The sequence below is a fragment of the Maridesulfovibrio sp. genome (assembly GCF_963676065.1).
Classification (GTDB): domain Bacteria; phylum Desulfobacterota; class Desulfovibrionia; order Desulfovibrionales; family Desulfovibrionaceae; genus Maridesulfovibrio.
Genome location: NZ_OY780933.1, coordinates 3695499 through 3719581, shown reverse-complemented (window position 1 = coordinate 3719581; position 24083 = coordinate 3695499). Strand labels below are relative to the sequence as shown.

Sequence of the window (24083 nt, the reverse complement as noted above, 5' to 3'; positions counted from 1 at the left end):
TACGCATTAAAACCCGTCTGCCGTGCTTATTGCTGTCTCATCTTCTTCATGGAAGTTTTTTGGCAGCAGCTTAGCGGACCTTCTTGAGCGGCTCTTACGGATTTTTTATTTAGCGACAGGCTCGTTCCTGTCAATATACGTCAGACGCAGTGCCGCAATCAAGTAATCAAATTACAGCAAGAATTCCATGCCTTACATCAAGGTATGCGGAAATACTGTAGAAGGAGCACATTAGTAATGGCTAATACCGTAATCGTGGGAACCCAGTGGGGGGACGAAGGCAAGGGCAAAATCGTTGATATGCTCGCCGAACAAGCAGGTGCGATTGTACGTTTCCAAGGTGGAAACAACGCAGGTCACACACTTGTTGTGGAAGGAGAGCAGTGTATCCTGCATCTCATCCCGTCCGGGGTTCTCCATAAGGGTAAAAAGTGCCTTATCGGTAACGGGGTAGTACTCGACCCCGAGGTTTTTCTCAAGGAGATTGATGGACTTGCCGAAAAGGGTGTAGAGGTTTCACCGGAGAGACTGATGATCAGCAAAAAGACCCAGATCATCATGCCTTACCATAAGTTAATGGATAACTGTCGTGAATCTCTTAAGTCCGCTGATAACAAAATCGGTACTACCGGTCGCGGAATCGGCCCCTGCTACGAAGATAAAATGAACCGCTGCGGTATCCGTGCTGCGGATCTCGCTGATCCTGAATTGCTGCGCAAGAAAATTGTGGCCGGTCTTCAGGAAAAGAATGTCCTTTTTGAAAAACTTTTCGATGTAGAACCGCTTGATGCCGAAAAGGTTTTTCAGGAAATTTTGCCCATCGCTGAAAGGGTTGTTCCATATCTTGCCGATGTTTCATCCATAATTCAGGAGGAAACCAAGGCTGGAAGAATGGTTCTTTTTGAAGGTGCGCAGGGCGTGCATCTTGATATCGATCACGGAACTTATCCGTTTGTTACCTCTTCTAATGTTGTTGCCGGTAACGCCGCTGCCGGTTCAGGCTGCGGTCCCCGTCAGCTGGAACGTATCATCGGTATCTGTAAAGCTTACACCACACGTGTAGGTGCCGGTCCTTTTGCCACTGAGCTTTTTGACGAAGTTGGCGATACTCTGCAGAAGAACGGTCATGAATTTGGTGCAACCACTGGTCGTAAGCGCCGTTGCGGATGGCTTGATATGGTTGTCCTGCGCGAAACTGCAAGGCTCTGTGATCTCACTGAGTTTGCCCTGACCAAGCTGGATGTTCTTTCCGGTCTTAAAGAAATTAAAATCTGCGTTGCTTACGAGTATCGTGGTGAAAAAGTAGATTATCCCCCGCAGGAACAGAACGGTATGGCTTATGTTAAACCCGTATATGAATCCATGCCCGGCTGGGATGAAGACATCACCAAAGCATCATCTTACGATGAATTGCCCGAAGCAGCACGTAACTACATATCTCGCATTGAAGAACTTTCCGGCGTTAAAGTCGGCATAGTCTCCGTCGGTCCTGACCGCGCTCAGACTATTGTAAGATAATTGATACGTTAGGCGGCTGAGGGAGGGGATTCTCTTGCAAGAGTTTCCCCTTCCTTAGACCCCATCCCCTTCAAAACCTTTTAGTAGGCTTTGTCGCAGGGGAGTAGTCTGAGTTTATATTTTTTGATATTTCTTTCCCACGTATAATTTTGCGTGGGATTTGGCTTTTTTAGCTCGTGCGTTTTTTGAGTAAGAGGCGCGAAGCTTATTAAAAGTTTTTGAAGAGTTCAGAGAATCTTTTTAGAAAAAGTTTCGCTGACCATCTTAGAGCCGCCGGAGGCATTTATGTTCACATCTATTCAAGAAACTGCTTCCAGACAGAATCTGGTTCTGCCCCGGCTTGCCAAATTGGCGGCCAAGCCTCCGCAATGCCTGTTGATCGAGGGCGGTAGCGCAGACGAACGAATGGATATGGCCCGTTACTGGGCTTGCGTGCTAAACTGCGAGAAAGGTCAGGAACCTTGCGGAACCTGTCAGTCCTGCCAGCAGATAGCGGATAATGCCTTTAACGATTTCCTGCTCATTGATCGTGAAGAAAATGATAGCGGAACCGGGCTTAAGCAGGATATTTCCGTGGATTCCATTCGTGAATTACTTCCGGTCTGGGGGCAGCCTCCTCATGGCGGCGGAACCCGCGTAACCGTAGTTCGTGAAGCCCAGCACCTGAACGGCAACTCTGCCAATGCGCTTCTCAAAACACTTGAAGAACCTCGTCCGGGTAATGTCTTTGTTCTTACTGCACCTCAGCGTGAGCGGTTGCTCGAAACCCTTGTTTCACGCAGTTGGGTGATCACTCTTGCATGGCCCACCGACCGGCAGAATTCTCCTGAAGTAGCTGAATGGGTAAATGCCATGCTCACTTTCTGGCGTTCAGGTCAGGGGTGGTTTGCGCGGACTTCCGCCAAAGGGGCCCTTGATAAGGAAATGGGGTTGCAGGTGGTCATGGGCTGTCAGCGGGAACTTAAAAATGCGCTTATTAATCCTAAGTCCACTTCCGCAGCCAATGCGCTTTCCGGCATGTTCGATCCTAAAGGTTTGCGCAGGCTTGATCTTGTGCTTGGAAAGGCGCAGGAATCCCTTAATTACAATGTGAATCCGCCCTTGGTGCTCGATTGGGTCTGTACTGCTGCCATGCCGAAGAAACGGCGGTAAGATATTGATGAATTTTTCTGCTTATATGTATTTTTAAGCCACGCCCTGTTAAATTCCCTCCAGATAAGCTGATCTGTTACTCTGCATACCTGCTAAGTTTTGTTTCGTATTTAATTTCAGTGATAGCTGCGTTGATTTTGCTGATAGTGTCGTTTGAAACATCTTTGGAAAAGATCAAATGGCGTGTGTTACCTTTTATTATGTCTTTCATAGACATGAAGTAGAAATCATCTTCTTTGTAAGATGATTTTTTAATTATTTTAGCAATTTCAACTGGTGCCAGAAGACAAAAATCAATGTGTCCGTCATGCAGCATTTTGACAAGTTGTTCGGTTGTTCCTGATAAGAGATGGACTGCTCGGGAGTATTTTTTCAGAAGATAATCAATATATCCTCCCATGGAATGCCCTGCGATAAGCCCTGTCTTGAATTTATTCTCCTTTAAAAGTTTTTCCAGTGTGCTGTATTTTGCAAATGCCTCGTGATCTTCCTGTCTTAAAAGCACAACAATAGGTTTATTCTCATAAATAGATAGCGAAAATTTAGCGTATTTTTCTCGTTGAGGAGTTTTAAACCATCCTATGGATGCGAAAGCCCTCTTTTTTTTCAGGGTATGCAGTATCCGTTTGGAGGGCATGCTTACATAGCTGCAGTCACATCCAGCTTTATTCATGATCCTTTGGGTAAGATTTAGAAGAAAGCCTTCTGGTTTTTGCTGTGAGTTTGTATAGTAATAAGGTGGGAGTTCTATGTATCCAACCGTCAGGTGGTCTGCAAAGGCGACACTGCGTAGGATAAATAGAGTGGATAAGGTAATTACTATGCAGCTTGTTGCGGTAAAAAGACGCTTGAGCATGTTTAGTACTGTCCCCAGCTAGAATATTGAAAATGACAGACAATAATTGATGGTTATATTTATTGTGGCTCTACATAATAGTGACATAGGTGCTGAAAAATGTCTATGCGCTTGGAAATTGTCATAAGCATCAAGCCAGCTATCATTACTGAAATCCTGCGCATCTACTTTCTCAAATATTCCGGATTCAATATTGGAACCACATCCTGTATTACCATTAAAAAATAAAAATCGACAGAATGGCGGAAACGAGTATAACGTTTTTTTCTTACAAAAAAAGATGCAGAAAGTTTATTAAACATACTAAGCCTGTTTAGAGATGAATTTAATCAATATACTTGTGTATGACTATGCTGAGTGGGGGGCTTTGTAATATCTTGCAGTATCATTGGGAATATTTATTTTATATAGTTTTATAGTTGTATCTATGTTTTTGCACAAAAAAACCCCGGGTAGAACATTCGTTCCACCCGGGGGGTTATGATACATGTTTCACAGATTAGTTAGTACCGTGTCCTAACCACATGTTAACGGTTTTCTTTCAGTTTTACCTAAAATCGCGTATCAACCAGGATTAGCGGTTGTTATGAAGTTATTCTTAAACGCGTCTAAACCGATTTGATGGTTGGTTACAAAGTTTCAATAAATCCGTTTTGCCGTAGAAGAGGGGGACCGTTGTCGCATTTGCCGGAATAACCGGCGGTTTCCAATCTCTCCAGGGCCCTTAGGAGGTCTTAAAAGAACTCTCGCGGTAGGCTCCCCTCGAATTGAGCCTCGCTTGGAGACTCGCTTTGAGAAAGTGACATCAAATTGATTTCACTCCCGTCTTGAGGGTTTGTTACAAGTTGCATTTTGAACAACTTCCTCTGCCTTGACTAAAAGATAACTCCGCTTCAGCCATGCGTCAACATCTAAAATATATTTTTCTGACTAATTTTTTTTTGCCAATTGCTGGATGGTGTTTCCGCCCACGATGAACAGCAGGCCCACGAGCGTGGAAGGCAGTATTTCTTCTCCCAGAATAAAGTGGATCAGGATCAATGAAAGAAAGGGAGAAAGAAAAATAAGATTACTGACCCGGGACGCTTTTTCGGTCAGCTTAAGGGCGTTTAACCATAATGCGAAGGTTATGCCCATTTCAAATATTCCCACATAGGCAGCGGAGAGCACCGCCGGTAAATTAAGTGGAGGAGGACCGGAAAATATAAGCATCGTCACGGTTACTAACGGAAGCCCGAGACAAAAATTAAGAAATAGGCCTATGAGTGGATCTGTTTTGCTTTTGGCGTTGATTATCCAGTAAAGAGACCAGATTATTGTGCTGAAGAGGGCCAAGAACACTCCGTAACCGTCACTGAATTGGATATTGAGCAGGTTCCCGTGCGTGGAGATAATCACCACTCCGATATAACTGGTAATTATAGCCAGCAGTTCACGCAGGGTCATCTTCTGGCCCAGCAGCGGAATGGAAAGCAGGGAAAGCGTGATGGCCCATGTATAATTAAGCGGTTGCGCTTCTTGTGCCGGAAGCAGGTCGTAAGCTTTAAAAAGAACGATGTAATATAGAAAAGGATTAAGCATGCCGGGCAGTGCGCATTTGATCAGTTCTTTTTTGCCCAGCTTTGTTAGCTCTGCGGTTTTATTTTGTATCTTTAATATGGCGAAAAGAGATATCGTAGAGAAAACAACTGCGTAGAATAGCAGTTGCAACGGGTCCATATAGCCTAGAGATATCTTGAACGCCGAGGCCACCGTAGACCAGATGAATACGGCGGAAAGACCGTAAAGATAGGCCCTTTTCTGATTATGCTGTTGCAATTTCTAACCTCTGCGCTGTTGCCTGAATCTGAATATTGGTGCATGTAACTCTGCATCCGAACTATCAAAAAAAACTTTGCTAGCATAGGTACAAAATTTTCCAGTTCACATTCCGGAGGAAGAATGAAGATAACTTTTATGGGCGCAGCCAAGACCGTTACCGGTTCCTGCTATATAATCGAAACCGATACAGTCAGATTCGCAGTTGATTGCGGACTTCATCAGGGTAATGCTGAAATTGAAAAGCGTAACCGGGGCATCGCTGATTATGATCCCAAAAAACTTGATTTCATTCTGATTACTCACGCCCATATCGACCATACCGGTCTGCTTCCGGCCGCAGTGCGGGCAGGCTTCGACGGCCCGATTTATATGACTACCCCTACCCGCGACCTTCTGGATATCATGCTGCTGGACAGCGCTTACATTCAGGAAATGGAAGCGGAGTGGGGCAACCGTAAAAGGCGTCGCAAAGGGCTGCCCCCCATTAAACCCATTTATGAGCAGGAAGACGCCATAAAGACCGTTCCGCTTATGCGCACTGTGCAGTACGGCTCCAGCTTTGATCCCGCGGAAGGTGTGACCGTAAACTTTAAGGATGCCGGTCATATTCTCGGCTCTGCATTTATCGAGCTGTGGATCAAGGAAGGCGGAGAGACTACTAAAATTGTTTTTTCCGGTGACCTCGGCCATAAGGACCAGCTCATTGTCCGCAATCCCAGCATAATCGAGAAGGCGGATTACCTGCTTATGGAATCCACCTACGGCGATCGCAATCATAAGGATTCATCCAACAGTCTCGATGAATTGGCCGAAGCCATATCATGGAGTTATGAACGTGGCGGGCGTGTTGTTATCCCTGCATTTGCGGTGGAGCGTTCACAGCAGATGATTTATACTCTGCACCGGCTTTATAAGGCAGGCAAGCTTCCTGAAGATATGCCCGTGTTTCTGGACAGCCCTCTTGCCATCAAGGCTACGGAAATATTCCGTAATCATCCCGAGTTTTTTGATCTCGATACCAAAGAGATGATGCATAATGGCGATGACCCTCTTTCATTGCCAAATTTGAAATTTACCCTCACAACTGAGGAATCTCAGGCCATCAATAATAGCTCTGGGCCGGCAATTATCATTTCCGCCAGCGGCATGGCTAACGCCGGACGCATCAAACATCACCTGCGCCATAATATCTGGCGTAAGGATTCCAGCGTTGTCTTTGTGGGGTATCAGGGTGTCGGTACGCCGGGACGAAGACTGGTCAACGGCGCTGACAACATAACTATTTTCGGTGAAAAGCTGGCTGTTGAGGCAAAGATTTTCACTATCAACGGTTTTTCCGGACATGCCGGGCAGGATGAAATGATTGACTGGCTGAAAAACTTTGACAGCCCGTCCATGAAAGTCATATTGACCCACGGCGAACCCAAAGGTCAAAAAGTTCTGGCCGGACTGATCAAGCAGAAACTCGGATACAAGGTGCATGTCGCTGATTACCGGGAAGAGCTTATGCTGGTACCTGGTGGAGAGATGAATCCCGTGGTCAAATCCAAGCCTGTCAAACCTGAAATTGACTGGGAATTCCTGCTCAAGGATTCTGAAAAGTTGTATGATGAATTCAGGAACAGATTGGATAAAGTGCAGGCGCAGCCATTTCTCAGTCAGACTGAATTGCGCGATAAACTGCTTGAAATCAATCGCCAGATTGTTGAACTTATATCGGAACTTTAAAACATGAGACTTATCAGCGGCAAGTATGGTGGGCGGGTAATCAAGACCGCAAGCGGTCCCGGTTATCGCCCGGCGACATCCAAGGTCCGGCAGGCTATTTTCTCCATGCTGGAATCGAGAGGGATCGATTGGGATGGACTGCGCGTGGCGGATATGTTCGCCGGGAGCGGCAGTCTGGCCATAGAGGCTCTTAGCCGAGGGGCGGAATATGCCATTTTCGTTGAGAAAAACGGGCGCGCCGCATCTTTGATAGGCACCAATCTTAAGGATTTGGGAGTTTCTTCGAAAGAGTACCGTGTTTTCAAGACAGACTTGTTTAAGCTGCTCGGGAAAAGACCGGAAAAACCTTACGATCTCATTTTTATCGACCCTCCGTACGGATATGACCTGCTGCCCAAGGCTCTTGAGGCAGCTCTTGAAAACGGTTGGCTGTCCGAGGACGGTTTTGTGCTGGCTGAAGTTGAGGACAAGGTTGAGCCTCCGCAGTCAGAGCAGGTTGATCGCCTCGATTTGCTGGTCAACAAACTTTACGGTCAAACAAGGATTTTATTATGGCAGAAGTAAAGCCTGTAACAGCGGTATTCCCCGGGACTTTTGATCCTTTTACCCGTGGCCATTTCTCATTGGTCATGCGTGGGATCAAAACCTTTCATAAAGTAATTGTAGCCGTGGCGGGCAGTACCTCCAAGAACTGCAAGTTCTCCCTTGAAGAAAGGGTCGATATGGCTGAGCGCATTTTCGCGCATCATCCGCAGGTGGAGGTTGATTCCTTTGATGGATTACTGGTTCATTATGTGGAGCAGAGTCCGGCGAATGTTATCATGCGCGGGCTGCGTGCTGTTTCTGATTTTGAATACGAATTTCAGATGGCTCTTATGAACCGCCGCCTTGATAATGATATCCAGACTATCTTTCTGATGACCGATTACAAATGGATGTACCTCAGTTCCACCATCATCAAAGATGTGGCCGTGAACGGCGGGGATATCAAAGGTCTTGTGCCTCGTCAGATTTATGATGAAGTCCTCGAAAGGCTTGTTCCCGCAGGAAAATAGAGAATGGAAAAGCGCAGACCTGTTGTATGCATACTCGGTCCAACCGGGGCCGGTAAGACCGCGACTTCACTGGGTATGGCCCGGAAATTCCCGGTCCGGGTTATCAATTTTGATTCCCGGCAGGTCTATATGGATTTTCCGGTGATAACAGCCCAGCCCAGCCCGGAAGAGAGAGCCGTATGTCCGCACGAATTGTACGGCTTTCTGCCCACCACTGAAAGCATCAACGCTGCCGGATTTGTTGATCTTGCCAAGCAGCACATAGATGCTGCCGGGGAGAATGAACTCCCGGTGTTGGTCGGCGGGACAGGAATGTATCTGCAAAGTCTTACTTCCGGTCTGGCGCCTATCCCCGATATACCGGATGAAATACGTGAACGGATTCGCAAGCGCGCTGAAGTGGAGGGAGGTCCGGCTCTTTATGCCGAGCTTGAAAAGGTTGACCCGCAGTACTGCAAGCGTACCCATCCCAACAACCGCCAGCGCAATGCCCGCGCCCTTGAAGTCTACGAGGCCACAGGCAAGCCGTTTACATGGTGGCATAACCGAGAAGTTCCCCCTTCCAAATATGATTTTCTTAAGATCGGCATAAAGGTTGATCTTGAAGAGTTGACTCCTTTGCTCAAACTGCGCATTGAAAAAATGCTTGAATCCGGGGCAATAGATGAAGCCCGCAGAGCATGGGAAAGATGCCCGGATGAAAGCGCGCCCGGCTGGACCGGGATCGGTTGTATGGAGCTGATGCGTTTTATCAAAGGTGAAATCGATATGGATGAAACCATCCGTCTTTGGGCTAAAAATACTCGTGCCTATGCCAAACGGCAGCTTACATGGTTTAAACGTGAGCAGGATATTCATTGGTTCTCGCCGCATGAGTATGACAAGGCTGTTAAATTTGTAGGGCAGTGGCTTGCGGATTGAGTCCGGTAAGGGTAATGGTTTTGATGCGTATTTAAATATCAACGGCGAATTTTATAGATTAGTTCTCTTCTTTTCAGCCCCTTACTTTAACGGGTTAAGAGTGTGCCGAAATATTCGCCGAAGGCCTTAACAGGAACAAAATGAGAATATATACATTTCTTGCTTTATTTATCCTGCTGGTAGTTTCTTCCGCATTCGCGCAGGAACAGGCAATAGATAATGGTAACGGCTTCGGCGGGCTGATTGAAAATACAGACGGCGTCGTGATTAACTGGGCAGACGGTTTTATTGCCGCTTCTGCGGAGATTAAGTTGATGCCGGGTAGCATCGACCCTATACGCAGTAAGGCTCTTGCAGTTAGGCAGGGCGGAGTGGAGTCACGCAAAGCTTTGCTCGATGTAATTCTCGGCCTGCCTTTGGATGGAAAACGCAAAGTTGCCGCTCTTCTTGAAGATGACCCTAAGTCCATGAATTCCCTGCGTGGATATGTGCAGAATTCGTTACTTAATACCGAGATGACCAATGGGACAGTTAAGGTTTCCGCCTCGCTGAATCTGCGTAACGGTCTTTCATCAATTCTTATACCTCCGACCCTTTCTTTTCAGACCGGTATTCCTCCTACTCTTTCCGGCAAACGCGGTGAAATAGGAGTGGAACGGCAGGCTCTTGAAGGCGGGGGCAGCGGTTTGGAGAAGGGTTCTGTCTACAGCGGGGTAATTGTCGATGCGAGGGGCCTGTCTTGTCATCCTGTGCTTCTGCCCTTGATTTATGACGGTAAGGGGATAGGTGTCTACGGAGCTTTTGCTGTCAGCAGAGAGGCTGTGCTTAAACGTGGACTTGTCTCTTATATGGTTAATGATAAATCTGAAAATTTGCGCGCCAGAGTTGGTAATTTCCCTTTGATTATCAAGGCGGTGAATACCAATGGGCCCTCACGAAGCAATTTTATCCTGTCCATTGACGATGCCGCAAAAGTGAGAGCAGTACTCAAGCGCAAGACCGTGATAGATAATTGCGCCGTGGCAGTACTTATGGATAAACATTTTTCTGCGGCAACGAATAATGATTCTGCGAAATCTGATGTAAATGACCAGAAACAGGAAATCCCGGCCGTGATAAATGAGAGTGTAATTCAGGAAAATTCACTTGACGAAAATGCAGCACCAAGCACAAGCAGCGCTGATGAATAAATACCGGAGCGGTAAATTGAAATTTTTCTACCAGATAAAATCCTTTGTTTTGACAGCCTTTGTTTTAACGCTGCTTCTTTCAGCACTTCCCGCCCACGCGGTGAAGGTACAGATCTTCAAACCCGTTGATCCGGAAAAAGAAGTTTCACAGGGAACTTTGCGGCGGGAAGCTGTTACCGAGGCATTTGCTCAGGCTTTGTTTGCCGAAGCCACACGAATAATTCCCGGAACATTACCTGCGGCCAGAGCTGAATTGGTAAAAGAATCTTTTGGCAAATACTATGAAGATTATATCAGCGGTTATAAGGACATGGATGTTTCAATTGCCGAAGACGGCGTCTCGGTCTCAATTGATGTGAACGTGAATCGTAAGAATCTACAGACCGCACTGAAAAAAATGGGTCTTTTTTCTACTTCTGAAGTTCCTGCTCAAATTAACGTTTCCAATGGAAAATATACCCTGAGCAAAGAGCTTCAACAGGAGCAGGACGACAATATTAAAAGTCTGAGCATTCTTTATGGATTGAGCGAAAGCTCAGGTGCCGACAGTAACGGAACTGTTCCTGTCATTTCTATCCGCCATGCATCCAGTAAACGCTGGAGCGGAGATTTGCAGTCACCACAGGGAAAGTGGTTTGCTTCCGGGGCTGACTTAGAATCCGTCTGGCGCGAACTCTGGGGTAAATATTTCGGGTCGGAAAACATTGATGAACTCACCAATCCCAAGGCTGTTCTGGTGGTTAACGGTTGGTTCAACCCCGACGGTGTGCGAGAATTCGGACGCAAACTCAAAACATGGGATTCCGCTGTGCAGGAAGTTAATCTGCTGGATGTGGAAATGAGTCCTACCACGGTTTCCGCCAGCTGGTCCCTTGAAATTTCAGATCAGTGGGTGCTTCGCGGCTACCTGAATGATTATCTGCCTCCCCGTGGATTGACCTTCAGTCTGGAAGGTCTTGAGGAGGCAAAACAGTAAGGAGGTATAGTGCCGAGCCGGAAAATATGGACCATTCCTAACCTGATCACCATTTTCAGGATATTGCTGACGCCGGGATTCGTTATCGCCTATCTCGACAGCAACTTCCTTGCGGCATGGCTGCTTTTTATGGTTGCCGGCATTTCAGACGGTCTGGATGGTTTTTTGGCACGGCTAATGAAGCAGCGAACCGAATTCGGGGCGATGATCGACCCCCTTGCCGATAAGATCCTGCTCGTAACTTCCTTTATCTGTCTTACCGCACAGGGATATATTCCCGTCTGGCTGACTGTGCTCGCTGTTTCCCGTGATCTGATAATTGTGGGCGGACTTTTTTTGCTCAAATTTTACGGAGTGGATGTAGAAAAAAAGATTGATCCCCTCCGGTCCAGTAAGATAACTACTGCATTGCAGCTTCTGGTCGTATTTTCCGTACTTACCGGTCTTGCTTTCGGCTTTGATGTAAGTTTTTTGTCTCCCGGAGTGGAGATTGTTACTGCTTTTTTTACATGTATTTCCGGAGCTGTGTATCTTAGGCGGGGGCTGGTTATGTTTTCAGATGAAGTGGAAAAGAGAACATAATAAGGCCCCGGATCGCTGAGCAACACGGGGCCTTGCAGAAAAACTGCATAAAAATTAAGCTTGTTTCAGTGATATTAAGCGTCTTTGTCCTTATCTGACGGCGTAACGTCAATTTCTTCGGACTCGCTGCTTGCCTTTTTAAAATTCTGAATTGCACGGCCCAGTCCGCTGCCCACCTCGGGAAGCTTTTTAGCTCCGAAAATCAGGATAATAATACCTAAAATTAAAAGAATTTCTGTGATTCCTAAACCGAACATTTTAATCCTCCATTGCTAGACGGTAGAGAACATTTACACGTGCCCGGCTCTTTGGTCAAGAATGTCTTCCTATCCCGGAACGGCACGGAAAATTTATATTTTTGATCTTTACAAAGCAGCGAAGCGTACATAACTCATCATTTGTATATTTAATTTTTTACCTGTGGCTGCAGGTACCCGGAGGAAAGGTTTTGGCTAGGGTGACGAAAATGCCGGGACGCATGTGCCGGTTTTATAAAAATGGAAAGTGTCTTTATGAGGAGAAGCTTAATCCGGGATACAATCGTCAGTGGCGGTGTACAGTCCTTAAAGGTCTTGAAGGGGAGTATGACAAACTTCTGCGTCAGGCTGATAATTTTCATCTTGACGAGCATGCCTTTAGTGAATTTTGGGAACAAAGAATAGAAGAATACTTGAAATCCGCAGTGGTGTGTCGCAAAATGGTGCCGCACGACGAAGAAGGCCTTCCTTTTTGTGCTGCACTGCATAAAGAAATATGTTTGTTCGAGCAGCCTGAATGCGGGGGCGTATGCAATCACTTTAAACCACGCAATAAATAATATTTTAGTCCGGTACATGAATCAAGCTACCAGCAGTAGCGATCCCAATAAGGAGTTTTGCCGTGTTGATATATTTTCCGCAGATGCATGAGGAATTGATCAAGGAAAAAGTTGAGGGAGCATCGATTTTCGATCCGGGCATAGACCGTGATAAAGAGTCCGTTGTCTCTGTCTTTCGTCCTGAAAACCTGCCCGTGGAACCGCAGAAATGCCGACGTATGGTAGATGATTTCATCAGTTATGGTGAAAGCCTCGGCGACATGTTTAAATTTATAGTCAACCCCCAGCCCTATGACCGGGATCAGTTCGGTGAAAAAACTTCCGCAATTCATACTGAACTTTCAGCGCGACTCTCTTCCGAATCCGTAGAATCAAACGATGAGGACGTGCGGGCCCAGAATCAGGTCGTGCTGGCCCTTGTTTACGCATACGAGGAAAAGCATCTCGAGCTTGGCTTTCTGGAAAAGAACCTGAGCGATAAATGGGCCGGTTTCGGTGAGAGCCTGGGGATTGATGTTGATGATGAGGATGAGCGCAAGGCTATAGCTCTCGGCGGACTCATGGCCAATCTGCCGGGTGTGGTGGGAAGCACTGTACAGCTGCCGTGGCAGAAAGTGCTGGAAGGTTTTGCCCTGCTGTTGCCTGAGAATTGCGTTTTGGTAACTTCCGATGTTGAGGCGGTCTCTTATTGGAGAGACCTTGATTTTGAATTTTATGAAAAAGAAGGATTACTGGAAGAAAAAGCTTTGGCGCTGCGTGAAAAAACGTGGAAACTGCTTGGGCTGTCTTCCGTTCCCGAGGATAAGCCGTGGCTTGACCGGGAATTTACCGTGGTCCTCAATGCAGTTGAAGATAATTAAGGAGCGATTCAAGAATGGATTCTATACATATAAGTCCGGTAACCCCTCCCAATCTGGTGAAAAAAATTAAAGGCGTAATCTTCGATTGCGACGGGGTGCTGATTAACTCGTTCAATTCCAATAAATGGTACTACAATAAGTTTAAGGAAAAATTCGGTCTTGAACCCATGAACGCTGAAGAAGAAAAGCAGGTTCATGCGCTGACCCATGCCGAAGCCCTGAAGTATATCCTTCCGGAAGAATTTCATGAAGAGGCTTTTGAGTTCAGTACTGATCCTTCTCTCAAAGAGGGGATCAATTATATTGAAGTAGAGGAAGGTCTGGCCCGGTTGCTGGAATGGCTGAGAACTAATAATATCCGTATGGGCATCAATACAAACCGTACCGATACCCTGCCTACTGTTCTGCAGATGTTTGATATTGAAGGGTTTTTCTCCCCAATGGTTACCTCGGAAACCCTGCCCAACAGCAAGCCGCATCCTGAAGGCGTTCACTATATACTGCAAAAGTGGAATATGAAGCCCGAGGATGTAGTATATATCGGTGATACATGGGTTGACGAAAGTTGCGCCGAGCGTGCCGGGGTTGAATTCTGGGCCTACCGCAGCCCGACACTAAACGCCCGCTTTCACGTGGATAGTTACTGGACTCTCTGCAACTTTCTGGAAAAAGCCCGCAATGATGTCTGGACTGATTGTAATTGCGGTTAGTGAAATACTTTTGAACAATAATGAATGGTGCGGTGGAGTTGCCGGGAGGCATTCTTTGATCTGCTCCTGTTAACCGTGTTCTTATATTTGATCGAATTAAGGTAAAATTGGAAAAACAGTTGATTCTTGAATCCTGCTGTGCCAATTTATAGTCAAGATTGGAAGCTGCTGCTTCTGATTCAGTCCGTTAGGAGTAAGTTAAATGGATTACGTGATTCTTGCCGTGGCGAAGGTTCTTTCGCTTGTACTTAATCTCTATATGTGGGTGGTCATCGTTTCCGCCCTGATAACTTGGGTCAATCCTGATCCCTACAATCCCATTGTCAGATTTTTACGCAGTGTTACCGAGCCGGTTTTCGCCAAGGTGCGGCAGTATCTGCCCTTTGTGAATATCGGTGGATTTGATCTTTCCCCCATTGTCGTTCTTCTGGCTATCCAGATGATCGATATCGCTCTGGTGGGTAACCTCACCAGAATCGCTTATGGTATGTAGATGCCGGAGGTGGGCATGAGTCTTTCAAAAATCGACTTGCTTAATAAAAAGTTCTCCAAATCCCTGTTCGGGTATTCCAAGAGCGAAGTGGACCAGCTTATGGTCGAGCTCGCGGAAGTTCTGGGCGCTTCTGCCGATGAAAAAAAGCAGCTTCAGAAAAAAGTTTCCCGTCGGGAAAGTACTATTACTGAATTCCGGCAGCGTGAGGAAACTCTGCGCGATACCCTGATGACCACCCAAAGAATGGTGGACGACCTCAAAGCTACCGCTCGGAAAGAAGCTGAACTCATCATCAATGAAGCCCATTCAAGGGCTGAGGTTATTTTGCAGCAGGCCCATAACAGGCTGGCGCAGATACATGAGGACATCAATGAGCTGAAACGGCAACGAACCCGTTTCGAGGTCGAATTGAAGGCCCTCCTTGAATCCCACCTCAAAACTTTGGAAATCGGTGATCCCGAAGTCGACAAGGTTGAAGCCATAGAATCCAAACTTAAATTCTTTAAGAAGGCCAAGTGACCGAAGTTACAACAGAACTACCCTCATACATCAGGCCCTGCGGACAAAGTTCGTGGAGGGTCTCTGTGTGGGTGCAGCCCGGAGCCAAAAAAGAAGGTGTTACCGGGGAGTACCAGGATAGTGTGCGTGTGCGGATAAATGCACCCGCAGTTGATAACAAGGCCAATAAGGCTCTCGCCTCATTTGTCGCGACCCGACTGGGTCTGAAAAAACGCAACATTTCCATTGCATCTGGGCATTCCAGCCGTAAAAAGGTTTTACTGGTGGAGTCCGATGTTGAACCGCGTTGGGACGGGATAATTCCTGCCGACGCCTGAATTGCAAACAAATTGCAAAAAAGGAGTTTCAAATGGAACAGAGAGAAATTGAAATGATCGAGCAGCTAGTGGGTCAGAACAGCGAAATTAACGCTCTATGGGATCAGCACAAAGAATACGATAAGCTCATTGATAAAATGGAAGCCAAGTCTTACCTGAGCGAAACTGAAACTCAGGAAGTAAAAGAATTGAAAAAGAAAAAACTCGCTGGAAAGACAAAGCTGCAGGCTTTGCTCGATAAGCATAAATAAGGGAGGGGAGCCATGGAGCTCACCGGGGCTCAGATATTTCTTGAATGTCTGAAAAAGGAGGGTGTGGACGTCGTATTCGGATTTCCCGGAGGGGCCGTAATCGATATATACGACGAAATACCCAACTATCCGTTTAAGCACATATTGGTAAGGCACGAACAGGGCGCAATTCACGCTGCGGACGGCTATGCACGCGCCACCGGCGATGTAGGGGTTTGTCTCGTGACATCAGGTCCCGGGGCAACCAACACCGTTACCGGCATAGCAACGGCGTACATGGATTCGATTCCGGTAGTTATTTTTACCGGGCAGGTTCCCACTCCATTGATCGGAAACGATGCGTTTCAGGAAGTGGACATAGTAGGAATCACGCGTCCCTGCACAAAGCATAATTATCTTGTAAAGGACATAAAGGACCTTGCTTTCACTGTCCGTCAGGCCTTTTTTCTGGCCCGTACAGGACGTCCCGGCCCGGTTCTGGTCGACCTTCCCAAGGACATTATGCAGCAGAAATTCAAGTTTGAATGGCCTGAAGATGTGTCGCTGCGGAGTTACCATCCGAACCTTAAACCGCATGCTCGGCAGATAAAAAAAGTCGCAAAATTAATCGAGGGAGCAGAAAGACCCTTGATTTATGCAGGCGGAGGGGTTATCAGCTCTGGAGCTGAGGATGAATTGACTTGGCTTGCCAGAAGCCTTGACATCCCGGTGACAGCAACCCTCATGGGGCTGGGCGCCTTTCCCGGAAATGATCCCTTATGGCTTGGGATGCTGGGAATGCATGGCACCTACGCCGCAAACATGGCAGTTAATAACGCGGACCTCGTCCTGGCAATCGGGGCGAGGTTCGATGACCGTGTCACCGGCAAGGTCAGTACTTTTGCCCCTAAAGCCACTCTTGTTCATATCGATATTGACCCCACCTCAATTCAGAAGAACGTCGCCGTACACGTGCCTTTGGTCGCTGACTGCAAAAGCGCATTGTCCGCATTAAAGAGTGAAATGGAAACCAAGATCGATTCCGTAGACTGGGAACTTGCCCATGCTGTTTGGGTAAGACAGGTCCAGGAATGGTCGGAAACTCATCCCTTACGCTACAAAAAGAGTGAGAATGAGTTCATCAAACCCCAGCAGGTCGTGGAAAAAGTCTACGAAATCAGCAACGGGGACGCCATTGTCGCCACTGAAGTGGGCCAGAATCAGATGTGGGCCGCCCAGTTCTATAAGTTTAAAAGTTCAAAATCTTTCCTCTCATCCGGTGGTCTAGGCACCATGGGCTTCGGTTTTCCCGCAGCTATCGGCGCTCAGATGGCCTTCCCGGACAAACTTGTCGTGAATATTGCCGGAGACGGCTCCATTCAGATGAACATTCAGGAAATGATGACTGCCGTCTGTAACAACCTTCCCGTAAAAATAGTTATCTTGAATAACGGCTATCTCGGAATGGTTCGCCAGTGGCAGGAGCTCTTTTACAATCGCAATTACTGTGAAACCTGCATGGATGCTCAGCCGGATTTCGTAAAGCTTGCAGAAGCATACGGAGCCGCAGGGTACAGGATTACTGAAGAAAAAGACCTCGAACCGATACTCAGAGAAGCTTTCGCCAATGGAAAGCCGACAATTATCGATGTTCGCGTGGATCCGGAAGAAAACGTGTACCCCATGGTGCCCGCCGGTGCTTCATTAACCGACATGCTGCTCGTTTAGGAGGAAGTAATGAGACATACTTTATCCGTGACAGTTGAAAACGAGCCCGGGGTTCTTTCCAGAGTTGTAGGATTGTTCAGCGGGCGTGGATTCAACATCGAATCCCTCAACGTTGCTCCCACCCTTGAGGAGGGAGTATCCCAAATGACTATTACGACCTTTGGCGATGAGCACATCGTCGAGCAGATCGTAAAGCAACTGCGCAAGCTTGTTACTGTCATAAAAGTAGTTGATATGGTTGAACATAAGGCCGTTGAACGTGAAATGGTCATCATCAAGGTCAATGCCGAAGATAACAAAAGAGCGGAGATTCTGCGAATTGTGGATATTTTCCGCTGCAAGGTTGTCGACGTAAGCCCGGACGAATTGTCAATTGAAGTTACGGGCGATCACGGCAAGATTGAAGCATTGATCAATATGCTCACCCGTTTCGGTATTAAGGAAATTGCCCGTACCGGAACTGTCGCAATGAAAAGAGCCATACAAGTTTAGGTCAAAAATTTCATAAACATTTCGGCACAGGAGTGCCCTCTGGTTGGCTTTTCTCAGAGCGAGCTGCCGGGAAACTATTCACAAGTTTCGTGTCCGAATTAAAGAGAATAATATCTAGGAGAAAGCAATGAAAGTTTATTATGAAAATGACGCTGATCTTAATCTGCTGAAAGATAAGACAGTTGCCATCATCGGCTACGGTAGTCAGGGTCATGCCCACGCACAGAACCTTCGTGATTCCGGCGTTAAGGTTATTGTCGGTCAGCGTCCCGGCGGACCGAACTATGACCTTGCCAAAGAACACGGCTTCGAGCCCGTAAGCGCAGCAGAAGCAGCAGCACAGGCTGATCTGATCATGATCCTCCTGCCCGACCAGGTACAGGCCGATGTTTACAAAAAAGACATCGCACCTAACTTGAAACCCGGTAACATCCTTGCTTTCGGACACGGTTTTAACGTCCATTTCGAGCAGATTGTTCCCAGCCCGGATGTTGACGTTATTATGGCAGCTCCCAAGGGTCCCGGTCACCTCGTACGCCGTACTTACACCGAAGGCGGAGCTGTTCCCGCTATCATCGCTGTAGATCAGGATGCTTCCGGTAAGGCTTTCGATATCGCACTTGCTTACGCAAAAGGTATCGGAGCAACACGTTCCGGCGTATTGGAAACAACTTTCCGTGAAGAGACTGAAACTGACCTTTTCGGTGAGCAGGCAGTGCTCTGCGGTGGTCTTTCCGAGCTGATCAAAGCAGGTTTTGAAACCCTCGTAGAAGCTGGTTATAAACCTGAAATCGCTTACTTTGAGTGCCTGCATGAGTGCAAACTCATCATCGATCTCATCTACGAAGGTGGTCTTGCCAAAATGCGTGATTCCATTTCCGACACCGCTGAATACGGTGACCTTACCCGCGGTCCTCGCGTTATTAACGAGGAAAGCCGTAAGGAAATGAAAAAGATCCTCAAAGAAATCCAGCAGGGTGAATTCGCACGTGAATTCATAGCTGAAAATATGACTGGTAAGGCACACTTCAGTGCTATGCGCCGCATTGGTAAAGAACACCAGATCGAACAGGTCGGTGGCGAACTCCGTAAAATGATGAGCTGGCTTAAGAAATAAGCTATTGCTCTTTTTAAAATAATCAGGCCCACGTAAAAAAGGTTAATTAATAATCTTTTTTGCGTGGGCCTATTGCTCTTTTATCCTTACTGGGGTATGGGGCTAAGTAGGCTACCGGATATCAGCCGAATATCATAGATTGTCTTTATAGGTATTTAGTTGAGTGGCTGGTTATCTCAGCGGGTTTCTGAGTACAGCATAAGTCGTAAAGAATTTTTTAAGTTCAAGAACGGCGTCTGGTATTGTTTTAAGTTCTAACGTTTTATGGAGTTTTTTGAGATGTCGAAGAACATTTACGTGGGCAATCTTCCCTGGAGCTCTTCCGAAGAAGATGTGCGGGCGGCTTTTGAAGAATTTGGTGAAGTTATTTCCGTTAAACTCATCAATGATCGTGAAACTGGCCGTCCCCGTGGATTCGGTTTTGTTGAAATGGAAGATGAAGGCGCTATTCAGGCTATTGAGAGTCTCGATGGTACTGATTTTGGCGGCCGTAATCTTAAAGTAAACGAAGCTCGTCCCCGTGAACCACGTCCCAGGCGCTGGTAATTTGTTGCGATTTGGTATAAAGCCCCTTTGGGCTGGTGAGAATATGTTGTTCTTACCTACACCATTTTGTACCTAAAGACAGTCTGATATTCCCGAATTTGGGAAAATCTAAAATTAAGCCCGCTGTCGCTGCTGCGAATGCGGGCTTCTTTTATGTAACTAGTTAAGAGTAGAGGAAAAGTTTTGGCTAAAGAAGAAGGCATTGCAGTTAATGGTGTTGTAGAAGAAGCTCTCCCCAACGCTATGTTTCGCGTAGAGCTTGAAAATGGTCATGAGGTTTTGGCTCATATTTCCGGTAAGATGCGTAAATTTCGCATCAGAGTTATGCCCGGTGATAAAGTTACTGTTGAGCTTTCTCCTTACGATCTGACTCGTGGTAGAATTACTTACCGTCCCCGGTAGTAATAACCCGAGATTTCACGATACCTGTATCGATGGAATACCCCATGCGGGGTCGGTCATTATGTAGCCGACCCCGTGGGATGGGGGGATTCCTTTTTATGCTGCTAGTCAGATTTAATGTCGACTAGCGGTGTTCCGTCTATGGCTTCCACCGGATGAACTTTCATTTCGCAGCCGTTTATTTCTGTTATGGTTACAGGATGTAAACCGATTGGGTTGGGTCTATCTGGTGATCGTGTGGAGAATACGCCCCGTATCGGGCGGGATAAATCCCCACGTGGATGAACTTTCTGGCAGCTCCGGTCTGCAGCATGCAACCAGCTCAGCAGTATAATTTTGCTTCCAACAGATAACCCATCCATCGAATCCTTGTAATCTTCCTTGATTTCAACAATTGCTTCCACGCCCCCTTCACATCCTTGCTTTGGGGCATTTTTCCTGTCTTTTATTGTCGAGCGGATATAGCCGATAATTTCCAGTGTTGTATTCATAGTAGTGCTATTGTTGATTGTTGATATTAGTTCCTTGTTAGTTCCTTTATTTTTTCATGTCCAGAATTAGGATAAAAGAAAGCGGACACTCATAATCCTGAGTGCCCGCTTTTTAGCGTGTATTTATACGTGGTCTACAAAAACCAGTCTACAGCCAGCAGGCCGGTGACTGACATGGTGATTGTGTAGGGCAGGGCGAGCATAACCATTCTGCCGTAAGAAAGCCTGATGACCGGGGCAAGAGCACTGGTCAGCAGAAAGAGGAATGCAGCCTGTCCGTTGGGTGTTGCAACGGAAGGAATGTTGGTACCGGTGTTGATGGCAACAGCCAGCTTATCGAGCTGATGCATAACAGCGTGAGCCTGTTCGGCGGCAGCCTGAGGCAGAGTAGCCAGAACGTCGGCACGGGCTACGTGAGGATCAGTCAGTTTATCCATAAGCTGCTGACCAGTCATGCCGATGTTGGGGATGGAGTTAAGCACATGTACAAAGTGCAGTTTGGTTTCGGAAATGTATACGGTCGCAACAAATACATTATCCGAGATGGCGGAAAGAAGACCGTTGGCAATGTAGTAAGCCATGAGCTGAGTCTGTCCCTGCATGCTGAGTACGAATTCAATGATCGGCTTGAATAGTTCCTGAGAGTGAATAACAGCAACAACCGCGAAGAAGACCACCAGCAGTGCGGTAAAAGGCAGAGCTTCCTCAAAAGCAGGACCGAAACGGCTTTCTTCGATGATACCGGTAAAAGCGGTCAGTAAAATGATAACTGAAAGACCGACGATACCGACAGCAGCGAGGTGAAAGGCCAGTGCGGCAATGAGCCAGATTCCGATGATGGCCTGAATGATCAGTCTCAGTTTACCGGCCTGCCCCTGTTTTTCTTCGTTTCGCATTGCTTCTTCAAAAAGAAAGGAGCGGATGTTGCCCGGCAGTGAAAAACCATAGCCGAAAATTTTGAACTGTTCAGTAAGGAAACAGGTCAGCAGACCGACTATCAATACGGGCATGGTTACGGGAGAAACGTTTATAGCGAATGGGATGAAGTGCCAGCCCATTTCATGTCCGATAAGCAGGTTCTGGGGTTCACCGACAAGTGTGCATACGCCGCCCAGAGCGGTACCAACCGCACCATGCATCATAAGGTTGCGCAGAAAACCTCTGAATTCTTTAAGCTCTTCACGGTTTTTGTCTTTAAGATGCAGGTCGGAATCAAGACTGTGAGACCCTTTACCCATCTCGCTGGAAACATATTTGTGGTAAACACTGTAGAATCCGTAGGCAACGGCCATGATAACCGCGGTTACGGTCAGGGCATCCAGAAATGCGGAAAGGAATGCCCCTGCAAGACAGAATAGTAATGAGATTATCTTCTTGGAACGTACATTGACCAGAATACGGGTAAATGTGAACTGCAGAAAATCTTTCATGAAGTGGATACCCGCAACCATGAAGATCAGCAGCAGGATAACTTCAAAGTTATTATGCGCTTCGTGGTATACGGTTTCCGGATTCGTCAGGCCGATAATAATTGCTTCAATTGCGAGCAACCCACCTGCTGGCAGAGGGTAGCATTTAAGGGCCATGGTCAGCGTAAAGATGAATTCCGCAATCAGGGCCCAACCCGCAATAAAAGGGCCGACAGTGACCATCAGTATCGGGTTTATGACCAGAAATGCAATAATAGCCAGTTTGTACCACATCGGGGCATGGCCCAGAAAGGTATTTACAAAAGTTTTTGACAATGGTTGTGTCATCGTTTTTCTCCATTCGCTTAGTCAGTAAAACATATGGGTACTGAAGTAGTGAACCAGGCATATCTCTGTATGTGATGTGATTTTGCCTGGGGACCGAGAGGTGCTTAAAACTTGTTCTGGCGCAGAGCGCGCCGCGTCCATTTCCGAAGCTTACGTGGTCCGGGGCGGGTCCCGCAGGCTTCGGTATGTAGGGGGTGGACAATTCACCTATCCTCAGTAGGAGTTTATATTCTTCTGTTGATTAGATGTCCAGTTATGTTGTCCTAAATTATAGTATTATATGATTTTTAGTTTATAATCAGTGTGACTCTCTCAATTGCTGGGTCATAATTATTATTCAGCTTTGAGTGCTGAAAAAACTTCATTTTCAAATTTAATACATGACACCTGTTTTGATCAGATGCTATGATATGTGCATAATAATCAAGTGACGGGAGGTCATATGGATTTTGAAAGTCTTCTGAGCTTGCTTGCTGTATTGGTGGTTGTATGGATTCTTTTTAAACTTAAGAAAAAGAACAACGGTGTTAGTCGTCGCGACGATCATAATCGGGATGACGATTATTATGATAATGATGACCGGGATGATGATTCCGGCGATTATGATTCCGGTGGTGACGATTCCAGCGGGGACGATTAATTTCTGTGTTTGGATCAAGGTGTATTCAGGTGAAAAGTCTTTTTTGTGCAATTGTCTTGGTTTGTTGTTTTGCTACTTCTGTTCTTGCTTCCTCCCTAGAGGATGTTTGGGGTGAGGTTCATCCTTTGTTGTCCGAAGCTGTGGCGGAGCTGGATTTGCGTGGAAACGTCCCGGACTCCTCATGGAATCCGTTGAAGGAGGATAAGAAGAGTGTTGACGGCAAGATTAATGGTTTGTTGGATGAATGTATCGAAGTTCTGGGAATCTCCGGTATGTCGGAAACCAAAGAAGCTATACGCAAATTGCAGGATGATTCGGCTAAGTGCCGCGAGCGGGTTGCGGAATTAAAGATTGAACGTCTGGCGGCTCCCAAGAAAGTTAAAAAGTGGGAAGTCTGGAAAAAGGATGTCGGTTCCATTGATGAAGAGGTCAAAGATCTTGAAATTCGTCAGGAAGAAAATGAGAAGCAGGTGGAATCTTTGATTGATAAGCTTCTTGTGGAGATGAAGGACATCGGTATGAAGGTGGACCGTGAACAAGTGGAAACACTCGTTTACAGCGTCACCGGCGATGATGATGTGCGCCTTGTCTCGGTTTTCAATAACGTGAAATTAATTACCACCGAGCTGCAGCGGCTTACAGCCGAAGCCAATGAAAATATAGAAATGGCCAAGCGTTATTACGGGATGCATACCCTGTTACTGCGTATTCTCATTAATCTTTATGAAAATTATGAAAATAAGATTGATGATGTCTATCTTGTAAGAATCAAAGAGATCATTACCAAGCAGGAAGAATTGATTCAAAGGACCATAGCAAAAATCGAAAACGAACCGGCCAAATATCGGGGAATCTACAAAACGAACCTCGCTGCACAGGGACTTACTGTGCGTACAGCAAAAATGTATGCGCAATACCTTGGGAAGAACCGGGAGCGGATCGCTGATGCAAAATCCGGTATATTTCATGAGTATGAAGTTGCTTTGAACACTTATGAGACCGTACAGGGTGCTCACAATTTAATAACTTTGATGCGTGATGCCAATGCAATGCTGGATCGTATATCAGAATTGCAGACTCCTGACCTGATTGTATTCCAGAATTCAGAAATGAAGACAGAATTCAGGAAATTAACTACCAAGTTGAACGAACTTAATTAGCTCTT

Annotated in this window: 29 protein-coding genes; 24 read left to right on the top strand and 5 right to left on the bottom strand. The window is 46.5% G+C overall.

Going from position 1 to position 24083, the window contains the following annotated elements:
- Positions 1–237: 237 nt before the first annotated feature.
- Both ACKU35_RS16675 and ACKU35_RS16670 read left to right on the top strand, forming a co-directional pair.
- A complete protein-coding gene (locus ACKU35_RS16675; RefSeq protein ID WP_319761005.1) occupies positions 238–1518 on the top strand; it encodes an adenylosuccinate synthase in 1281 nt (426 codons plus the stop codon).
- A 285-nt stretch (positions 1519–1803) separates the two neighbouring features.
- A complete protein-coding gene (locus ACKU35_RS16670; protein ID WP_319761003.1) occupies positions 1804–2670 on the top strand; it encodes a DNA polymerase III subunit delta' in 867 nt (288 codons plus the stop codon).
- A 76-nt stretch (positions 2671–2746) separates the two neighbouring features.
- On the opposite strand, the gene ACKU35_RS16665 is transcribed toward ACKU35_RS16670, so the two are convergent.
- Positions 2747–3526 (bottom strand): transporter substrate-binding domain-containing protein, encoded by a 780-nt coding sequence (locus ACKU35_RS16665; protein ID WP_319761001.1) that lies wholly within the window; start codon positions 3524–3526, stop codon positions 2747–2749.
- Between the two features lie 99 nt (positions 3527–3625).
- Here ACKU35_RS16665 and ACKU35_RS16660 point away from each other — a divergent pair, with 99 nt between their 5' ends.
- Positions 3626–3754: a hypothetical protein gene (locus ACKU35_RS16660; RefSeq protein WP_319760999.1), complete on the top strand. Its 129-nt coding sequence runs from the start codon at positions 3626–3628 to the stop codon at positions 3752–3754.
- 702 nt (positions 3755–4456) lie between these two features.
- Here ACKU35_RS16660 and ACKU35_RS16655 read toward each other — a convergent pair.
- On the bottom strand, positions 4457–5344 hold the full coding sequence (locus tag ACKU35_RS16655) for a DMT family transporter (RefSeq protein WP_319760998.1): 888 nt from the start codon (positions 5342–5344) through the stop codon (positions 4457–4459).
- A gap of 123 nt (positions 5345–5467) precedes the next feature.
- On the opposite strand from ACKU35_RS16655, the gene ACKU35_RS16650 reads away from it, so the two are divergent.
- From ACKU35_RS16650 to ACKU35_RS16620, 7 genes are all read left to right on the top strand, one after another.
- A complete protein-coding gene (locus tag ACKU35_RS16650; RefSeq protein ID WP_319760996.1) occupies positions 5468–7075 on the top strand; it encodes an MBL fold metallo-hydrolase in 1608 nt (535 codons plus the stop codon).
- Positions 7076–7078: 3 nt separating this feature from the next.
- On the top strand, positions 7079–7639 hold the full coding sequence (gene rsmD, locus ACKU35_RS16645; RefSeq protein ID WP_319760994.1) for a 16S rRNA (guanine(966)-N(2))-methyltransferase RsmD: 561 nt from the start codon (positions 7079–7081) through the stop codon (positions 7637–7639).
- Complete coding sequence (gene coaD / locus ACKU35_RS16640) at positions 7627–8130, top strand: pantetheine-phosphate adenylyltransferase (RefSeq protein ID WP_319760992.1); 504 nt, start codon at positions 7627–7629, stop codon at positions 8128–8130. The genes rsmD and coaD overlap by 13 nt, the downstream gene beginning before the upstream one ends.
- Positions 8131–8133: 3 nt before the next feature.
- Positions 8134–9051, top strand: coding sequence for a tRNA (adenosine(37)-N6)-dimethylallyltransferase MiaA (gene miaA, locus ACKU35_RS16635; RefSeq protein WP_319760990.1), 918 nt, complete (start codon positions 8134–8136; stop codon positions 9049–9051).
- A gap of 140 nt (positions 9052–9191) precedes the next feature.
- A complete protein-coding gene (locus ACKU35_RS16630) occupies positions 9192–10241 on the top strand; it encodes a hypothetical protein (protein ID WP_319760988.1) in 1050 nt (349 codons plus the stop codon).
- Positions 10234–11217 (top strand): hypothetical protein, encoded by a 984-nt coding sequence (locus tag ACKU35_RS16625; RefSeq protein WP_319760986.1) that lies wholly within the window; start codon positions 10234–10236, stop codon positions 11215–11217. The genes ACKU35_RS16630 and ACKU35_RS16625 overlap by 8 nt, the downstream gene beginning before the upstream one ends.
- Positions 11218–11226: 9 nt before the next feature.
- The gene (locus tag ACKU35_RS16620) at positions 11227–11799 is read left to right on the top strand and encodes a CDP-alcohol phosphatidyltransferase family protein (RefSeq protein ID WP_319760984.1); all 573 of its coding nucleotides are present in this window, start codon (positions 11227–11229) and stop codon (positions 11797–11799) included.
- 74 nt (positions 11800–11873) lie between these two features.
- Here the strand turns inward: ACKU35_RS16620 and ACKU35_RS16615 are convergent, their stop codons facing one another.
- Positions 11874–12056 (bottom strand): twin-arginine translocase TatA/TatE family subunit, encoded by a 183-nt coding sequence (locus ACKU35_RS16615; RefSeq protein ID WP_319760982.1) that lies wholly within the window; start codon positions 12054–12056, stop codon positions 11874–11876.
- Positions 12057–12256: 200 nt separating this feature from the next.
- Between ACKU35_RS16615 and ACKU35_RS16610 the strand changes: the two genes are divergently transcribed.
- The 12 genes from ACKU35_RS16610 to infA all read left to right on the top strand — a co-directional run bounded on the left by ACKU35_RS16610 (position 12257) and on the right by infA (position 20030).
- Positions 12257–12616, top strand: coding sequence for a hypothetical protein (locus ACKU35_RS16610; RefSeq protein ID WP_319765426.1), 360 nt, complete (start codon positions 12257–12259; stop codon positions 12614–12616).
- A gap of 62 nt (positions 12617–12678) precedes the next feature.
- Positions 12679–13476 (top strand): hypothetical protein, encoded by a 798-nt coding sequence (locus ACKU35_RS16605; RefSeq protein ID WP_319760980.1) that lies wholly within the window; start codon positions 12679–12681, stop codon positions 13474–13476.
- 14 nt (positions 13477–13490) lie between these two features.
- Positions 13491–14186, top strand: coding sequence for an HAD family hydrolase (locus ACKU35_RS16600; RefSeq protein ID WP_319760978.1), 696 nt, complete (start codon positions 13491–13493; stop codon positions 14184–14186).
- A gap of 202 nt (positions 14187–14388) precedes the next feature.
- On the top strand, positions 14389–14679 hold the full coding sequence (locus tag ACKU35_RS16595) for a YggT family protein (RefSeq protein WP_319760976.1): 291 nt from the start codon (positions 14389–14391) through the stop codon (positions 14677–14679).
- A 15-nt stretch (positions 14680–14694) separates the two neighbouring features.
- Complete coding sequence (locus tag ACKU35_RS16590) at positions 14695–15198, top strand: DivIVA domain-containing protein (RefSeq protein ID WP_319760974.1); 504 nt, start codon at positions 14695–14697, stop codon at positions 15196–15198.
- Positions 15195–15515 (top strand): DUF167 domain-containing protein, encoded by a 321-nt coding sequence (locus ACKU35_RS16585; protein ID WP_319760972.1) that lies wholly within the window; start codon positions 15195–15197, stop codon positions 15513–15515. The genes ACKU35_RS16590 and ACKU35_RS16585 overlap by 4 nt, the downstream gene beginning before the upstream one ends.
- A gap of 32 nt (positions 15516–15547) precedes the next feature.
- Entirely contained in the window at positions 15548–15766 is a 219-nt protein-coding gene (locus tag ACKU35_RS16580) for a DUF465 domain-containing protein (protein ID WP_319760970.1), read from the top strand.
- A gap of 12 nt (positions 15767–15778) precedes the next feature.
- Positions 15779–17473, top strand: coding sequence for a biosynthetic-type acetolactate synthase large subunit (ilvB, locus tag ACKU35_RS16575; protein WP_319760968.1), 1695 nt, complete (start codon positions 15779–15781; stop codon positions 17471–17473).
- 9 nt (positions 17474–17482) lie between these two features.
- A complete protein-coding gene (ilvN, locus tag ACKU35_RS16570) occupies positions 17483–17965 on the top strand; it encodes an acetolactate synthase small subunit (protein ID WP_319760966.1) in 483 nt (160 codons plus the stop codon).
- A 127-nt stretch (positions 17966–18092) separates the two neighbouring features.
- A complete protein-coding gene (ilvC, locus tag ACKU35_RS16565) occupies positions 18093–19082 on the top strand; it encodes a ketol-acid reductoisomerase (protein WP_319760964.1) in 990 nt (329 codons plus the stop codon).
- A gap of 279 nt (positions 19083–19361) precedes the next feature.
- Complete coding sequence (locus ACKU35_RS16560) at positions 19362–19628, top strand: RNA-binding protein (protein ID WP_319760962.1); 267 nt, start codon at positions 19362–19364, stop codon at positions 19626–19628.
- Positions 19629–19811: 183 nt separating this feature from the next.
- Positions 19812–20030 carry a translation initiation factor IF-1 gene (gene infA, locus ACKU35_RS16555; protein ID WP_319760960.1) on the top strand — a complete coding sequence of 73 codons (219 nt, stop codon included), beginning with the start codon at positions 19812–19814 and terminating at the stop codon, positions 20028–20030.
- A gap of 104 nt (positions 20031–20134) precedes the next feature.
- Here the strand turns inward: infA and tsaA are convergent, their stop codons facing one another.
- The gene (tsaA, locus tag ACKU35_RS16550) at positions 20135–20521 is read right to left on the bottom strand and encodes a tRNA (N6-threonylcarbamoyladenosine(37)-N6)-methyltransferase TrmO (RefSeq protein ID WP_319760958.1); all 387 of its coding nucleotides are present in this window, start codon (positions 20519–20521) and stop codon (positions 20135–20137) included.
- 134 nt (positions 20522–20655) lie between these two features.
- Positions 20656–22278 carry a sodium/proton antiporter NhaB gene (nhaB, locus tag ACKU35_RS16545; protein ID WP_319760955.1) on the bottom strand — a complete coding sequence of 541 codons (1623 nt, stop codon included), beginning with the start codon at positions 22276–22278 and terminating at the stop codon, positions 20656–20658.
- A 442-nt stretch (positions 22279–22720) separates the two neighbouring features.
- Here nhaB and ACKU35_RS16540 point away from each other — a divergent pair, with 442 nt between their 5' ends.
- Positions 22721–22918, top strand: coding sequence for a hypothetical protein (locus ACKU35_RS16540; protein WP_319760953.1), 198 nt, complete (start codon positions 22721–22723; stop codon positions 22916–22918).
- A 29-nt stretch (positions 22919–22947) separates the two neighbouring features.
- Positions 22948–24078: a hypothetical protein gene (locus ACKU35_RS16535; RefSeq protein ID WP_319760951.1), complete on the top strand. Its 1131-nt coding sequence runs from the start codon at positions 22948–22950 to the stop codon at positions 24076–24078.
- Positions 24079–24083 lie beyond the last annotated feature (5 nt).

What these genes read in the sequence shown, in the direction of transcription:
- ACKU35_RS16540 (WP_319760953.1), top strand. Translation starts at nt 22,721, where the DNA reads ATGGATTTTGAAAGTCTTCTGAGCTTGCTTGCTGTATTGGTGGTTGTA.
- ACKU35_RS16665 (WP_319761001.1), bottom strand. Translation starts at nt 3,526, where the DNA reads ATGCTCAAGCGTCTTTTTACCGCAACAAGCTGCATAGTAATTACCTTA.
- rsmD (WP_319760994.1), top strand. Translation starts at nt 7,079, where the DNA reads ATGAGACTTATCAGCGGCAAGTATGGTGGGCGGGTAATCAAGACCGCA.
- ACKU35_RS16600 (WP_319760978.1), top strand. Translation starts at nt 13,491, where the DNA reads ATGGATTCTATACATATAAGTCCGGTAACCCCTCCCAATCTGGTGAAA.
- ACKU35_RS16650 (WP_319760996.1), top strand. Translation starts at nt 5,468, where the DNA reads ATGAAGATAACTTTTATGGGCGCAGCCAAGACCGTTACCGGTTCCTGC.
- ilvB (WP_319760968.1), top strand. Translation starts at nt 15,779, where the DNA reads ATGGAGCTCACCGGGGCTCAGATATTTCTTGAATGTCTGAAAAAGGAG.
- ACKU35_RS16675 (WP_319761005.1), top strand. Translation starts at nt 238, where the DNA reads ATGGCTAATACCGTAATCGTGGGAACCCAGTGGGGGGACGAAGGCAAG.
- ACKU35_RS16615 (WP_319760982.1), bottom strand. Translation starts at nt 12,056, where the DNA reads ATGTTCGGTTTAGGAATCACAGAAATTCTTTTAATTTTAGGTATTATT.
- ACKU35_RS16630 (WP_319760988.1), top strand. Translation starts at nt 9,192, where the DNA reads ATGAGAATATATACATTTCTTGCTTTATTTATCCTGCTGGTAGTTTCT.
- ilvC (WP_319760964.1), top strand. Translation starts at nt 18,093, where the DNA reads ATGAAAGTTTATTATGAAAATGACGCTGATCTTAATCTGCTGAAAGAT.
- ACKU35_RS16560 (WP_319760962.1), top strand. Translation starts at nt 19,362, where the DNA reads ATGTCGAAGAACATTTACGTGGGCAATCTTCCCTGGAGCTCTTCCGAA.
- ilvN (WP_319760966.1), top strand. Translation starts at nt 17,483, where the DNA reads ATGAGACATACTTTATCCGTGACAGTTGAAAACGAGCCCGGGGTTCTT.
- ACKU35_RS16670 (WP_319761003.1), top strand. Translation starts at nt 1,804, where the DNA reads ATGTTCACATCTATTCAAGAAACTGCTTCCAGACAGAATCTGGTTCTG.
- nhaB (WP_319760955.1), bottom strand. Translation starts at nt 22,278, where the DNA reads ATGACACAACCATTGTCAAAAACTTTTGTAAATACCTTTCTGGGCCAT.
- coaD (WP_319760992.1), top strand. Translation starts at nt 7,627, where the DNA reads ATGGCAGAAGTAAAGCCTGTAACAGCGGTATTCCCCGGGACTTTTGAT.
- ACKU35_RS16580 (WP_319760970.1), top strand. Translation starts at nt 15,548, where the DNA reads ATGGAACAGAGAGAAATTGAAATGATCGAGCAGCTAGTGGGTCAGAAC.
- miaA (WP_319760990.1), top strand. Translation starts at nt 8,134, where the DNA reads ATGGAAAAGCGCAGACCTGTTGTATGCATACTCGGTCCAACCGGGGCC.
- ACKU35_RS16595 (WP_319760976.1), top strand. Translation starts at nt 14,389, where the DNA reads ATGGATTACGTGATTCTTGCCGTGGCGAAGGTTCTTTCGCTTGTACTT.
- ACKU35_RS16660 (WP_319760999.1), top strand. Translation starts at nt 3,626, where the DNA reads ATGTCTATGCGCTTGGAAATTGTCATAAGCATCAAGCCAGCTATCATT.
- ACKU35_RS16625 (WP_319760986.1), top strand. Translation starts at nt 10,234, where the DNA reads ATGAATAAATACCGGAGCGGTAAATTGAAATTTTTCTACCAGATAAAA.
- ACKU35_RS16590 (WP_319760974.1), top strand. Translation starts at nt 14,695, where the DNA reads ATGAGTCTTTCAAAAATCGACTTGCTTAATAAAAAGTTCTCCAAATCC.
- tsaA (WP_319760958.1), bottom strand. Translation starts at nt 20,521, where the DNA reads ATGAATACAACACTGGAAATTATCGGCTATATCCGCTCGACAATAAAA.